Origin of the sequence: Streptococcus mitis (genome assembly GCF_965111735.1) — a bacterium.
GTDB lineage: Bacteria > Bacillota > Bacilli > Lactobacillales > Streptococcaceae > Streptococcus > Streptococcus mitis_DR.
The window spans coordinates 840,873-854,539 of record NZ_OZ217346.1 but is presented as its reverse complement, the minus strand read 5'-3'; the positions used below and the strand labels follow the sequence as shown (position 1 = coordinate 854,539).

12 protein-coding genes and 1 pseudogene are annotated in these 13,667 nt (G+C 40.0%); 3 read left to right on the top strand and 10 right to left on the bottom strand.

The genetic code is table 11. The annotated features are described in order from the left end of the window. Positions 1 to 33: 33 nt before the first annotated feature. On the bottom strand, positions 34 to 1,041 hold the full coding sequence (gene pfkA / locus ACLV7W_RS04160; RefSeq protein WP_000820863.1) for a 6-phosphofructokinase: 1,008 nt from the start codon (positions 1,039 to 1,041) through the stop codon (positions 34 to 36). 81 nt (positions 1,042 to 1,122) lie between these two features. Continuing rightward, on the bottom strand, positions 1,123 to 4,224 hold the full coding sequence (locus tag ACLV7W_RS04155; RefSeq protein WP_411865485.1) for a DNA polymerase III subunit alpha: 3,102 nt from the start codon (positions 4,222 to 4,224) through the stop codon (positions 1,123 to 1,125). 288 nt (positions 4,225 to 4,512) lie between these two features. Between ACLV7W_RS04155 and ACLV7W_RS04150 the strand changes: the two genes are divergently transcribed. The 3 genes and pseudogenes from ACLV7W_RS04150 to ACLV7W_RS04140 all read left to right on the top strand — a co-directional run bounded on the left by ACLV7W_RS04150 (position 4,513) and on the right by ACLV7W_RS04140 (position 7,728). Continuing rightward, on the top strand, positions 4,513 to 6,795 hold the full coding sequence (locus tag ACLV7W_RS04150) for a Xaa-Pro dipeptidyl-peptidase (RefSeq protein WP_411865484.1): 2,283 nt from the start codon (positions 4,513 to 4,515) through the stop codon (positions 6,793 to 6,795). A gap of 173 nt (positions 6,796 to 6,968) precedes the next feature. Continuing rightward, positions 6,969 to 7,261: pseudogene (locus ACLV7W_RS04145) on the top strand (Xaa-Pro dipeptidyl-peptidase); the annotation flags it as partial. After that, the gene (locus tag ACLV7W_RS04140) at positions 7,258 to 7,728 is read left to right on the top strand and encodes an arginine repressor (protein ID WP_084929847.1); all 471 of its coding nucleotides are present in this window, start codon (positions 7,258 to 7,260) and stop codon (positions 7,726 to 7,728) included. The pseudogene ACLV7W_RS04145 and the gene ACLV7W_RS04140, both read left to right, overlap by 4 nt. 43 nt (positions 7,729 to 7,771) lie before the next feature. Here the strand turns inward: ACLV7W_RS04140 and ACLV7W_RS04135 are convergent, their stop codons facing one another. The 8 genes from ACLV7W_RS04135 to rpoD all read right to left on the bottom strand — a co-directional run bounded on the left by ACLV7W_RS04135 (position 7,772) and on the right by rpoD (position 13,666). Further along, positions 7,772 to 7,930 carry a hypothetical protein gene (locus ACLV7W_RS04135; RefSeq protein ID WP_001808548.1) on the bottom strand — a complete coding sequence of 53 codons (159 nt, stop codon included), beginning with the start codon at positions 7,928 to 7,930 and terminating at the stop codon, positions 7,772 to 7,774. A gap of 9 nt (positions 7,931 to 7,939) precedes the next feature. After that, complete coding sequence (obgE, locus tag ACLV7W_RS04130) at positions 7,940 to 9,250, bottom strand: GTPase ObgE (protein WP_084926409.1); 1,311 nt, start codon at positions 9,248 to 9,250, stop codon at positions 7,940 to 7,942. Between the two features lie 63 nt (positions 9,251 to 9,313). Beyond that, on the bottom strand, positions 9,314 to 9,448 hold the full coding sequence (locus tag ACLV7W_RS04125) for a DUF4044 domain-containing protein (protein WP_000863859.1): 135 nt from the start codon (positions 9,446 to 9,448) through the stop codon (positions 9,314 to 9,316). A 58-nt stretch (positions 9,449 to 9,506) separates the two neighbouring features. After that, the gene (locus tag ACLV7W_RS04120) at positions 9,507 to 9,683 is read right to left on the bottom strand and encodes a PspC domain-containing protein (RefSeq protein ID WP_084947671.1); all 177 of its coding nucleotides are present in this window, start codon (positions 9,681 to 9,683) and stop codon (positions 9,507 to 9,509) included. A 29-nt stretch (positions 9,684 to 9,712) separates the two neighbouring features. Beyond that, on the bottom strand, positions 9,713 to 11,038 hold the full coding sequence (locus ACLV7W_RS04115; protein ID WP_247927811.1) for a glycosyltransferase family 4 protein: 1,326 nt from the start codon (positions 11,036 to 11,038) through the stop codon (positions 9,713 to 9,715). Between the two features lie 15 nt (positions 11,039 to 11,053). After that, a complete protein-coding gene (gene cpoA / locus ACLV7W_RS04110; RefSeq protein ID WP_225306618.1) occupies positions 11,054 to 12,097 on the bottom strand; it encodes an alpha-galactosylglucosyldiacylglycerol synthase in 1,044 nt (347 codons plus the stop codon). 115 nt (positions 12,098 to 12,212) lie between these two features. After that, positions 12,213 to 12,542: a metal-sulfur cluster assembly factor gene (locus tag ACLV7W_RS04105; protein WP_261029205.1), complete on the bottom strand. Its 330-nt coding sequence runs from the start codon at positions 12,540 to 12,542 to the stop codon at positions 12,213 to 12,215. A 14-nt stretch (positions 12,543 to 12,556) separates the two neighbouring features. After that, positions 12,557 to 13,666 (bottom strand): RNA polymerase sigma factor RpoD, encoded by a 1,110-nt coding sequence (gene rpoD / locus ACLV7W_RS04100; RefSeq protein WP_000201903.1) that lies wholly within the window; start codon positions 13,664 to 13,666, stop codon positions 12,557 to 12,559. Between the last annotated feature and the right edge of the window lies 1 nt (position 13,667).

Here is a 13,667-nt window from a genome sequence, read left to right as displayed (position 1 = left end):
TGACCTTTTTGGTCTTATTAACTAAATTATAAATTATGACAAGCTCTTATTCAAGCTAGATAGCTCAAGGTCAGCCTTGTGTGGGTTGTTAACCACAATCTTACCATCTGCAGTAAGGCTAAACAATGCTCCTTCTTCTGCAGTTCCAAGAATTGGATTTTCAACCATTTTCTCGTTACGGATACCAACCGCAACACCACCGATACCTTCTTTAAGAAGTTTAACAGCATGTGCACCCATACGTGATGCCAAAACACGGTCACGCGCAGTTGGAGAACCACCACGTTGAATATGTCCAAGTTCTGTCACACGAAGGTCACTTGTGTCTCCAGCTTCTTTTAGTTTTTGACCAAATTCAGCCGCTGACATCACACCTTCAGCCAAGACGATGATATTGTGTTTTTTACCACACTCATAACCACATTTAATGCTTTCTACGATATCTTCAATCTTGAAGCCTTCTTCAGGAATGATGATTTCATCAGCACCAGTTGCGATACCTGCCCAAAGAGCGATATCACCTGCGTTACGTCCCATAACTTCGATAACAAAAGTACGACGGTGACTTGATGACGTATCACGAATCTTATCGATAGCGTCCATAGCAGTCGTAACCGCTGTGTCAAAACCGATTGTAAAGTCAGTACCAACGATATCGTTATCGATTGTACCTGGAAGACCGATAGCTGGGAAGCCATGCTCCGTCAAACGCATAGCACCGTGGTAAGATCCGTCACCACCGATAACAACTACACCTTCAATCCCGTGTTTTTTCAATTGCTCAATCCCTTTAAGTTGCCCTTCAAGTTGAGCGAACTCTGGGTAGCGAGCTGAGTGAAGGAAAGTACCACCACGAGAAATGATGTCTCCTACTGAAGCTGCATCTAGGGGATGAATTTCACCGGCAACCATACCAGCATATCCATCATAGATACCAAACACTTCCATTCCTTCTGAAATTGCTTGACGAACAACTGCACGGATGGCAGCGTTCATACCAGGGGCGTCTCCACCACTAGTCAAAACAGCAATACGTTTCATATTGGTTATGCTCCTTTTTCTTTTAACATTCTTACTGATTATACCACATTTACGTTGAAAATTCTTCTATTTTCCGTAATTTTAGCGATAAATCGTTTTCATAACGATTCCATTCAATTTCGCTTCTAATTCATCAGATTTAACTACAAAATGGTTGGGAGAAACAATCGTTCTCTGTTCCTCTTCATACCTGATGATGACTGGGATTGGGCCTTTATATTGATCTAAAATTCTCGAAATTTCTTGATCCGAATCATGATTTTTCACCTGAATCCAAAAGCGCTCAGCAACTGCTTCTCTTATTTCTTGTGCAATCATTTGCAGACGACCGTCACGTGACTGGATTTTTCCTTTTATATAGTAGAAGGCTCCTTCTCTTACTTCCTGTCCAACCTGTCGATATAAATCTGAAAAGAGGGTAACATCCAATTTTTTCTTACTGTCATCCACCTGTAAGAAAGCCATATTTTCACCCTTTTTGGTACGAATTACTTTTATTTTCTGAACTTCAACCAAAATAATAGCGTAGCTATTTTCTGACAAATTTCCAATTGGGGTAATAGGGTAAATAGCCTTACTTGCAATAGCTTGTAAGGGATGTTTGCTCACTCCTACTCCTAGAAGCTCTTGTTCCATGTAGAATTTTTCTTGCTCCGACCAGTCCTCCGAATCTTGCCAACTATAGATGGTCTCTCCAAATAAGCTTCCTAACACTTTCACAAATTCAAATAGATTAGCTAAATTATTGAATACTTTTTGACGATTTTTTTCAAATGAATCGAAAAGACCAACTTTTACCAAAGGTTCCAGCAAAGGAAGTTTCAAATAATTCTCAGGTAGTTTAGCTAAAAAATCTTCAATATTAGAATAAGGTCTATGTTCAATAATCCAAAGCGCCAAATCCTTGCTGAGCCCCTTAATCGATTTCAAACCTAGATAGATAGACTTGTTGGCAATTTTATCGTGATAGGGAATAGTATTGATGGACAATGGGGCTACTTCAAAACCTGCTTCTAAGGCATCTGTTACATAATCACTATTGGCAGAATTCAACATGACCTGATAAAAAATAGCTGGATAATGTGTTTTGAAATAAGCCAATTGGAAGGCCAAGGCTGAGTAGGCATAGGCGTGTGACCTGTTAAAACCATAACCTGCAAACTTCTCCATAACATCAAAAACCTGCTCTGCTTTTTCCGCAGTATGACCAGCTTCTATGGAGCCATGAATAAAGGAAGCCCTCATCTCATGCATAGCAGAGGCATCCTTTTTACCCATAGCTCGACGCAAAATATCAGCCTTCCCAAGACTAAATCCAGCAAATCGCTGAGCAACCTGCATAACCTGCTCCTGATAGAGCATAATGCCATAAGTTGGAGCCAAAATATCCTCCAGTGCTGAATCTAGAACAGTCACTTCTTCCTGCCCATGCTTTCTTGACACAAAATTATTGATGTAGTCACTTGCACCTGGTCGATTTAGAGAAGTAGTTGCTACGACATCTTCAAAACAGACTGGCTGAACACGCTTGAGCAAGCGAATGGCACCAGGTTGCTCAAATTGAAAGATACCTTTTGTATTGCCAGAAGCAAAAAGAGCTAACGTTTCTTTGTCTTCCAAATCGATTTCTTCTATTTTCAAGTGAATGCCTTCTGTTTCAGCAAGCAACTCTTGCATTTTCTGGACAAAGGTCAAATTTCGTAGCCCCAGAAAATCCATCTTCAAAAGTCCACTCGCTTCGACTCCATGAGCATCATATTGAGTCAGTGGAATTTCGTCACCATGCTTTAGAGGGATGTAATTGGTCAAATCTTGGTCACTGATTACAACACCAGCCGCATGGACAGAGGTTTGTCTTGGATATCCCTCAATCTTGCAGGCAATTTCAAAAGCTTTTTGGTATTCTAACTTACTATTGATTTGCTGACGAAACTGGAGGTTACCTTCATAGGCTGACTTAAGATTATCACGAAAACTGATTTTCTTGGTAATTGCAGATAATTCATACTCTGGCACACCAAAGCGCTTCAAGACATCTCGCAAAGCTTGTTTGGCACCAAAGGTTGAAAAAGTAACGATTTGAGCCGCATGTTTACTGCCGTATTTATTACCAACATATCTGATAAAATCTGGACGATAAATATCTGGGATATCAATATCAATATCAGGCATAGTATAGCGTTCACGATTGAGGAAGCGTTCAAAAATCAGATTCTTCTCCACCGGGTCAATCCCTGTAATATCTAAGGCATAAGAAACCAAGCTGCCTACTGCAGAACCCCGTCCCATTCCCATATAATAGCCATTCGAACGTCCAAAACGCAATAAATCCCAAACAACCAAGAAATAATCATCAAAGCCCATATCATGAATAACAGCCAATTCTTGGTCTAGACGGTCTTGATATTCTTTACCAGTTAACCCCTTCTGAGCAAGCCCCAATTCAGCACGTTCTCTCAATTCTTCTACTGCTGGCCTTGCTGGATTAAAACGAGGCAATTTTAGACTAGTATCCAAGTCATAAGAAATGCCTGAAATCAGCTTTTCTAAATTGTCCAAGGCTTGAGGAAAACGTTCTTGGAATAGTTTCTCTAAAGAACTTGCTGATATAAAGACATCTTGTCGTGAGCGCAAGGGAACTTCTCTAAGGGAGAGATTTTCTTTAATCGCTGTTAAAACTTGCAGAATTTCTCTATCCTTACTTTCAAAGGCATTGACCCGACATAGTGGCAAAATTGGATGGTGAAATTCGCTGGACAGTGTTTCTGGGTAAACCCCTATATAGTAATCACAGCCTAGATTTAACAACTCAAGTTCTTCAAAATAAGGCACAATTACAGCAATATCTTCAAGATACTGAGACAGAACCGACCAAGTTTTCTCCCCCTGCATCTTAGCTGTTGAAAGTTTCATCAACTGCTGGTAGCCCACACTAGATAGAGCTAAAAAGCGCAGATTCACATCTTTATCATCTACAAGGACATTCATTTCAAGCCCTAACAAAGGATGAATTCCATATTTTTTTGTAACCTCTAGAAAGTCGAAAGCCCCATAAAGATTGTCAATATCCATCATAGCCAGATGAGTGTATCCATAGTCTTTTGCAACTCTCACATACTTGTCGATTGAAATGACACTCTCCATAAAACTATAGACTGTTTTTGTATCTAGTTGTGCGATCAATTTACACTTCTCCTCTATCGTTCTCACTATATTATACCATTTTCTTTAAATTTCTATTAGTATTACTGATGCTTTAATATCTAATAACTAAAATCATAGTTGACTAGACGATCCTTGCCCGATTTTCAACAGAATCGCTAATATTTTTGTATTTAAGCTTATCATTTTACATGTTTATTTCATAAGTACTTATTTTTATTTATTATAATTTCTGTTAATTTTTATAGTTTCTTTTCTCTCTATTTTTTGATATAATAACCTTAATATATTTCATAAATAGGAGGTTTTATGCGTTTTAATCAATTCAGCTATTTTGCGCTACCTAGAGATACAATTATCTTTGAATTAAAAAAGTATGGATTCGATTTACCGGTCAACATTACAAATAAAAAAACGCTTGAAGCGTTTCTCATTCGTTTCTTTTTTAATTTTAAAGATAGCACCTATCCTCTATCCAGTTTAGCAGTTGATAAAGAAACTGACTTACTGACATTTTTTCAATCAGATAAAGAGTTGACTGCAGATATTTTCTATACTGTAGCCTTTCAACTTTTAGGTTTTTCTTATTTGGTTGACTTTGAAGACAGTGATGTTTTTCGTAAAGAGTCTGGATTTCCTATTGTATATGGTGACTTGATTGAAAATCTCTATCAGTTACTCAATACTCGTACCAAAAAGGGGAACACTCTTATCGACCAACTTGTCAGTGACGGTCTTATTCCTGAGGATAATGACTATCACTACTTTAACGGTAAGAGTTTGGCTACTTTTTCTAGCCATGATGCCATTCGAGAAGTCGTTTACGTTGAGTCTCGTGTCGATACTGACCAAAAAGGTCTTCCAGACTTAGTCAAGGTTAGCATTATTCGTCCTCGTTTTGATGGAAAAATCCCTGCTATCATGACAGCCAGTCCCTATCATCAGGGAACAAATGACAAGGCTAGTGACAAGGCTCTCTACAAGATGGAGGGCAATCTCGAGGTTAAACCTGCTCACAAGATTGAGCTAGAGGAACCTCAACTAAATCTCGTCCAACCTCAAGGTCAAGCTGAGCTTGTGTCAGAAACTGAGGAAAAGCTAACGCACATCAACGCTAGCTATACTCTCAACGACTACTTCCTTCCACGAGGTTTTGCCAATCTGTATGTCTCAGGTGTTGGTACCAAAGACTCTACTGGTTTCATGACTAACGGAGACTACCAGCAAATCGAGGCTTATAAAAATGTCATCGATTGGCTTAATGGCCGTTGCCGTGCTTTTACTGACCACACGCGCCAACGTCAAGTCAAGGCTGACTGGTCAAATGGAAAAGTAGCTACAACTGGACTTTCCTATCTAGGTACCATGTCCAATGGTCTTGCGACTACAGGTGTAGATGGTTTAGAGGTTATTATTGCCGAGGCTGGTATTTCTTCGTGGTACAACTACTACCGTGAAAACGGTCTGGTAACTAGCCCAGGTGGTTATCCAGGTGAGGACTTTGACTCCCTTGCAGAACTAACCTACTCTCGTAATCTCTTGGCTGGCGACTATATTCGTGGTAATGAAGATCACCAAACTGACTTAGAAAAAGTAAAAAAGCAGTTAGATCGCAAATCTGGTGACTATAATCAGTTTTGGCATGACCGCAATTATCTGCTCAATGCTCATAAGGTAAAGGCAGAGGTTGTCTTTACTCATGGTTCACAGGATTGGAATGTCAAACCACTTCATGTTTATCAGATGTTTCACGCCCTTCCTGATAATATAAATAAGCACCTCTTTTTCCATAATGGTGCCCATGTTTATATGAATAACTGGCAGTCCATTGATTTCCGTGAGTCCATGAATGCCTTATTGACTAAGAAATTACTGGGAGAAGATACAGATTTTCAACTCCCTACTGTCATTTGGCAGGATAATACAGCTCCTCAGACTTGGTTATCACTTGATACCTTCGGTGGGCAAGAAAACTTTGAAACTTTCGCACTTGGTCAAGAAGAGCAAGTTATTCAAAACCTGTACTCAGATAAAGATTTTGAGCGTTATGGTAAGACATACCAGACCTTCAATACAGAACTCTATCAAGGGAAAGTCAATCAGATTACTATTGACCTTCCTATAACCAAAGATCTTCACTTGAACGGTCGTGCTCAGCTCAATCTACGTATCAAATCCAGCACAAACAAGGGGCTCTTATCAGCTCAACTGCTAGAATTTGGACAGAAAAAATACCTACAACCTTATCCAGCTGTTTTAAGTGCTAGAACTATTGACAACGGTCGCTACCATATGTTGGAAAATCTCTGTGAATTGCCTTTTCGTGAAAATACACAACGCGTCGTGACAAAAGGCTACCTCAATTTGCAAAATAGAAATGGTTTACTGTCAGTAGAGGATATTAAGGCAGATGAGTGGATGGATATCCAATTTGAACTGCAACCAACTATTTATAAGTTAAAAGAAGGAGATACTCTTCGTCTAGTCCTCTATACTACTGACTTTGAAATCACAATTCGTGACAATACCGCTTACCACCTGACTGTTGATCTTGAACAGTCTAGTCTTATCCTACCTTGTCAAAAGGTATAATATAACAGAGATTCAGTATGGAAAAATTTCCACTTGAAGAGTCTAACAAAACATAAACTTGGTATCAAATCCACTCTCAAAGAAGGGCTTATGATAATCCCATAACGGGAGCTTGTACAAAAGATACTAAAACCCTAACCAACATGTGTACTCATTAATAATACTCGCTACCACACCACATGTTGAAAAATCTTTGTGAATTAACATTAATCATAAATTCACAATAAGTCGTGACAAAAGGCTACCCTAATTGAATGATTTACTGTTAGTAGAGGACACAACAGATATAAAGCCTATTCATCTACATTCAACTAGTGACAAGTTAAAGGAAGGAGATTTTCTCCGTATAGTTCTTTATACTACTGACTTTGAAATCATCATACGTGACAATACCGCTTACCACCCGACTGACATTCTCGTTCAGTCCACGCTTTCTGTACCTTGTACAAGGAGTAACAATTTATGAACAAATCTGAACACCGACACCAACTCATACGAGCTCTTATAACGAAAAACAAGATTCATACTCAAGCTGAGCTACAAGCTCTTCTTGCTGATAACGACATTCAAGTTACACAAGCTACACTTTCGAGAGATATTAAAAGTATGAACCTTTCAAAAGTACGAGAAGAAGACAACTCTTACTACGTGCTCAATACAGGTTCTATCTCAAAATGGGAAAAACGTCTCGAAATTTATATGGAGGATGCTCTTGTCTTGATGCGCCCAGTTCAACATCAAGTCCTACTAAAAACCCTTCCTGGACTTGCTCAATCCTTTGGTTCTATCATTGATGCTTTGAGCTTCCCTGACGCTATCGCTACTCTCTGTGGAGATGATGTCTGTCTCGTCATCTGTGAAGATGCAGAAGCTGCTCAAAAATGCTTTGAAGAATTGAAAAAATTCGCTCCACCATTTTTCTTTGAAGAATAAGAAAATTCCGTGTCTGATGTGGCACGGAATTTTGTTATATTCTTTACTGAGATGGATTCTCTTTTTTAGTTCGTGCTAATCTCAGGGCACGATTTGGATTGAGACGATTAAACAGTTCTTCCAATTTCTTTTCATTCCAAACGTCTGCGGCGGAAACAAAGTTGCCATCCGCATCTCGGAAAGATATCGGTTTATCTCCCATATCAGTCTCCTAGTCTACAAATTCAAACTCAAACTTACCAATGCGGACCAAATCACCATCTTTAGCTCCACGCTCACGAAGGGCTTCATCAACCCCCATGCCCCGTAGCTGGCGAGCAAATTTCATGACCGATTCGTCACGATCAAAGTTGGTCATATTAAAGAGTTTCATGAGTTTTTCACCAGAAAGCACCCATGTCGCATCGTCATCACGACTAATTTCAAAGGCTTTTTCTTCCTCGTCAAATCCATAGTAAACTTCTTCTTCCATATCTGACTCGTCGTAGAGCAAGAATTCTGGTGTCTTGTCTAGCAATTCAGCTGTAGCATCCAAGAGCGTTGCCAGACCTTGCTTGGTCAAACCAGAAATTGGGAAGATAGCTGGTAACTCTTCAAATTCATCATAATTTTCAGCTAATTTCTTCTTGAATTCTTCAAGATTTTCCTGACTCTCAGGCATATCCATCTTATTGGCTACAATAATCTGTGGACGCTCCATGAGACGAAGATTGTATGACTCCAACTCCTTATTGATAGCTAGGTAGTCCTCATAAGGATCACGGCCTTCGCTAGCTGACATATCAATAATATGAAGGATGACACGTGTACGCTCGATGTGACGGAGGAACTGAGTTCCCAGACCAACTCCTTGACTAGCCCCTTCAATCAAACCTGGTAAATCAGCTACTGCAAAGGATTCACCTGATTGGGTACGAACCATACCTAGATTTGGCACAATGGTCGTAAAGTGGTAGGCACCAATTTTAGGTTTAGCTGAGGTAATAACACTTAAAAGTGTTGATTTCCCAACAGATGGGAATCCAACTAAACCAACATCAGCCAAGATTTTTAGTTCCAATTGTAACTCACGTTCCTGACCTGGTTCTCCATTTTCAGAGATTTCAGGTGCAGGATTTTTTGGTGTCGCAAATCGGATGTTTCCACGTCCACCACGACCACCGTGGGCAACGATAAATTCTTGACCATGTTCAATCAAATCTGTCAAGACCTTGCCAGTCTCAGCATCACGCACAGTCGTACCTTGTGGAACACGAACTCTGAGATCCTCTGCACCACGACCATGCATCCCTTTGGTCATTCCTTTTTCACCAGAATCAGCCTTGAAATGACGGTTATAGCGGAAATCCATGAGGGTACGTAGTCCTTCGTCTACAACGAAGACCACATTACCTCCACGTCCACCATCACCACCCCAAGGACCCCCATTAGGGACATATTTTTCACGGCGAAAAGCAACCATACCATCGCCACCATTACCAGCCTTGACCTTAATCTTGGCTGTATCTAAAAACATACTCATTTTTTCTTCTCACTTTAAAAAAGGGCTGGGAAATCCCAGTCACAAAATGTTCTTGTATCTATTTTATAGATTACTGAGGGCACCAATTGCAGTTGCAAAAATTCCCAATAAACTTGCTACTAGCATGATAATCACGATAAACAAGGTTATTTTCTCAAACATAGTTTTTTTACGATTTCCATTATCTCCAAATGCCATTTTTTTCTCCTTCGTTACATTCTATTTTCTATTATCTTAGCATGAATTCAGCTAGTTTTCAATAGTCAGTTGCTACAGGTGCGATAATCCATAAAATGATATAAGCTACAATTCCCGCTCCGTAACAGCAAGCAAGGACACCCCAAATGACTCGAACGATAGTTGGATCCATATCTAGATAATGAGCCACTCCGGCACAAACACCAGCAATTTTTTGATCACTACCACTTCTCATCAATTGTTTTTTCATAGCTATTCCTCTTTCTATTCTTCATGGTCTTTCCAATAATCTCTGATGCTGATTAACTGTGTTTTTGAAGCCTTCAGCATGCGTCTAGAGCCTTTTACGGGCACAGCAACCACCTGTTGCGGTAGATACAAAACTGTCTTAAAGATACGCTGAGTGACCGTATCATCTTTGGCTAAATCTTTCTGGAAATTATTTGAAATAATAGCATCAAGATAAAACTCATGCACCCGTTTTCCAAAATTCTCAGCTGAAATCTCATATAATTTCTCTGATAAGGTATGCTCATCCATATCTGGCGTTGCAATCAGGGCCTCCAGAATAGCTCCAGCCAAATCATGTTCACCATAATACAAGGTTCCAAACATTTTATCACTGATAAGATTGTCCAGATAAGGATTTCCATGTGCAATGACAGGCGTCCCACTAGCCAAACTTTCCAAGTAGGTCAAGCCTTGGGTTTCACTTGTCGATGCCGAGATGAAGAAATCTGCCGCCTTATAGTAAAGAGCGGTCTCACTAGGAGCAATCATCCCTGTAAAGACAACGGAGTCTTGAATCTCTAGTTTCTGGGCTTGCTCTTTGAGGTCATTCAGATAAGGGCCATCCCCAGCAACTACCAGTTTAACCTTGTCTTCCTCTTTCAGAACATCAGCAAAGGCTGCTAATACTGCTTGAATATTTTTTTCATAGGAAATTCTGGAAAGACTCAGCAACATCTGTTCATCAGCTTGAATCCCTAGTTTACTACGTAGTTCTTTCAGATTTTCTTGCTTGATTTCTGGACGTTCAAACTTGGCTAATTCAATCCCAGTAGGAATGACACGTTTTTCGACCTTGACCTTATAGTCAGATAGCAAGTCACGGACAATCTCACTAGGACAAATGACTCCATCTACATCATGTAAAAAACCTCTAACCAAATACTTGACCATACTAGGACGAATCAACATCCCCTTGGCAATATAATGCACATAGTCTTCGTATTGGGTGTGATAGGTATGGATGACTGGAATCTTCAATTCACGCGCAATCCAAATCCCCAACAGGCCAAGAGAAAATTCTGTCTGAGTGTGGATAATATCCAGTTGATATTGTTTAGCAATTTCAAGCGCCTTGCTGAAACCTCGATAGGCAAAGCGGCGATCCTTAAAAGCAAAGAAAGGAACACTTGGAATGCGGATAATTTGCCAATCTTCGTAGCGATTGACATCCTTATCTGTCGTCGTAAAGATAAAAACAGCGTGCCCCTGCTTTTCAAGTTCGGTTTTCAAGGTTCGAATACTGGTCGCAACACCTGAAACCTGAGGAAAATAGGTATCTGTAAATAAACCAATTCGCATAGATTACCTCACTTTTTACTTTCTCCCTAAAGCGGCTTGTTTCTCATAAAAGTCCAACCAGATTTGTAACAGATGCTCTTCAGAATACTCTCTAGAAATATTCTTAGCTTTTTCTTTCAAATCTTTTAAAGCAGCAGGATTCGCTTGATATTCCAGAATAGCTTCTTTCATCTCTTCTCTGTCTGCTGTAGCCCGATAATCTCCCTCCAAAATTACCTTATAAAGATCTAAATCACGCAACATAATCGGAGCTTCACAACTGGCAGCCTCTAAAATCGTCATCGGAAAGAGCTCATTATAACTAGGAAGCAAGAAAAGATTCGCTAGGGCATACAATTCTCGCATCCGCTCTGGCGATACAATACCTGGAAAAATCAAATTTTTAGGTGGATTCTCCATGATTTTCTTGTAACGTTCATAACCATCTGTCATACCACCAAAAGAGAAACCACCTGCCCAGATAAAGGTAATTTGCGGCAATTCCTCAGCCAGACGGATAAAATCGTCAATCCCTTTGCGTTTCTGAACTTGACCAGCACCTACTACGATAAACTGATTGTCACTAAGACCTAGCTCTGTACGCAGTCTCGCTACCTCTTCTTGCGGAAGAGGATGCCATTTTTCCTTGTTTACAAAGTTAGGAATATAGGTCACTTTTTCACGTGGAATACCAGCTGCCACCAAATCCTCGATAAACATAGGATTGACCACCACCAAATGCTCCATCCGGTTGTAAAAAGAAAATACATAGCGTTTCACAATTCCCTTTAAGAAAAATGGAATTTTTAAACTCCCCTCAAGTGTATCAGGCAAGAAGTGCACATAGCCAATTTTCCTTCCTGAGCGTTTCTTTTGGAAGGTTGATAAATAATAGGGTAAATCAATTGTATGAAAGTGAGTCACATCTGCCTCGATTGGAAGATTTTCTGTAACAATCAATTGGTCCTTTGCATCACGGTGAAGAAGACGAACTAATTCACGGTAGGCACCTGAAACTCCTTGTCCTGCTACTTTCTCACTTGAACTCAACATATTGATGCGTAATTTCTTTTTTTCCATAACTACTATTATATCATTTTCTTTGAATAAAATCAGCAAAAGAAAGGAGAGACTAGAGGAAAAGAAGAGGAAATTTCCTCGCTTTTCCAATAATCTCTCACATGTGTTTATATGTTTACTTAATGCCTAGGGCAATGCGTGCATAGCGACTCATTTTTTCAACAGTCCAGGCTGGATACCAAACTAATTTGACCTCAGTATCCGTTACTTCTGGAACCTCTGTCATAGCATCATAAATCTGGTCTGTCAAAAGATCAGCTAGGGGACAACCCATGGTTGTTAAAGTCATATCAATCTCTGTTTGTCCTGTGTCGCCGTCAAAACGAATCTCATAAATCAAACCAAGATTGACAATATCGATTCCCAACTCAGGGTCGATGACTTCTTCCAAGGCTGATAAAATTCGTGTTTTGATGTTTTCAATTTGCTCTTCTGTATAAGTCATATTCATCCTCACTCTTAGTCTTCAATAAAATCACGAAGCGGTTTGCTACGACTTGGTTGGCGTAGTTTTCTCAAAGCCTTTGCTTCAATCTGACGGATACGCTCACGGGTTACGTTAAAGACTTTACCCACATCTTCAAGGGTACGCATTTTTCCATCATCTAGCCCAAAACGTAGACGCAAAACATTTTCTTCACGGTCTGTAAGAGTATCCAAGACCTCATCTAACTGCTCACGCAAGACGATACGAGTTGTATAATCCACTGGATTTTCAATCACTTCATCTTCGATAAAGTCCCCAAGGTGGCTATCATCCTCTTCACCGATAGGAGTTTCAAGGGATACCGGTTCTTGGGCAATCTTCAAGATTTCACGAACCTTGTCAGGGGTCATATCCATACGTTCAGCGATTTGTTCTGGTGTCGGATCTTGTCCCAATTCTTGAAGAAGATTACGTTGTTCACGAACCAATTTATTAATGGTTTCAACCATGTGAACTGGGATACGGATAGTACGAGCTTGATCCGCAATAGCACGAGTGATAGCCTGACGAATCCACCAAGTTGCGTAAGTTGAAAACTTGAAGCCTTTAGAATAGTCAAACTTGTCAACCGCCTTCATCAAGCCCATGTTCCCTTCTTGAATCAAGTCAAGGAACTGCATACCACGGCCGACATAGCGTTTAGCAATAGAAACAACCAAACGAAGGTTGGCTTCCGCAAGACGTTGTTTGGCTTCGATATCACCAGCTTCAACAGCCAGTGCCAATTCTTTTTCCTCTTCATTGGTCAAGAGAGGAACGACTCCGATTTCTTTCAAGTACATACGAACAGGGTCATTGACCTTAGCCGAAGTTGAACCAATCAAGTCCTCGTCGCTGAGTTCTGGCTCTTCTTCAGTGCTCAGAACACGCGCACTCGGATTTCCTTCGTTATCTGTGATAGAAATCCCTGCATCCTGAATTCGCTGCAAGAGATCTTCAATCCCATCAGCATCCAAGGTAAAAGGAATCACCAGACTTGCATTAATTTCATCATCAGTTGCTGTCCCTTTTTGTTTATGATTACGGATAAATTCTGCTACTTGTACATCAAATGTTGTTACTTCTTTTTGTTTTGTTGCCATT

Excerpts from the sequence above, each read along its gene's own strand:
- ACLV7W_RS04140 (WP_084929847.1), top strand. The coding sequence starts at position 7,258 with ATGAACAAATCTGAACACCGACACCAACTCATACGAGCTCTTATAACG.
- ACLV7W_RS04105 (WP_261029205.1), bottom strand. The coding sequence starts at position 12,542 with ATGACTTATACAGAAGAGCAAATTGAAAACATCAAAACACGAATTTTA.
- ACLV7W_RS04125 (WP_000863859.1), bottom strand. The coding sequence starts at position 9,448 with ATGGCATTTGGAGATAATGGAAATCGTAAAAAAACTATGTTTGAGAAA.
- ACLV7W_RS04120 (WP_084947671.1), bottom strand. The coding sequence starts at position 9,683 with ATGAGAAGTGGTAGTGATCAAAAAATTGCTGGTGTTTGTGCCGGAGTG.
- ACLV7W_RS04135 (WP_001808548.1), bottom strand. The coding sequence starts at position 7,930 with ATGGGAGATAAACCGATATCTTTCCGAGATGCGGATGGCAACTTTGTT.
- pfkA (WP_000820863.1), bottom strand. The coding sequence starts at position 1,041 with ATGAAACGTATTGCTGTTTTGACTAGTGGTGGAGACGCCCCTGGTATG.
- cpoA (WP_225306618.1), bottom strand. The coding sequence starts at position 12,097 with ATGGAAAAAAAGAAATTACGCATCAATATGTTGAGTTCAAGTGAGAAA.
- ACLV7W_RS04115 (WP_247927811.1), bottom strand. The coding sequence starts at position 11,038 with ATGCGAATTGGTTTATTTACAGATACCTATTTTCCTCAGGTTTCAGGT.
- obgE (WP_084926409.1), bottom strand. The coding sequence starts at position 9,250 with ATGAGTATGTTTTTAGATACAGCCAAGATTAAGGTCAAGGCTGGTAAT.
- ACLV7W_RS04150 (WP_411865484.1), top strand. The coding sequence starts at position 4,513 with ATGCGTTTTAATCAATTCAGCTATTTTGCGCTACCTAGAGATACAATT.
- rpoD (WP_000201903.1), bottom strand. The coding sequence starts at position 13,666 with ATGGCAACAAAACAAAAAGAAGTAACAACATTTGATGTACAAGTAGCA.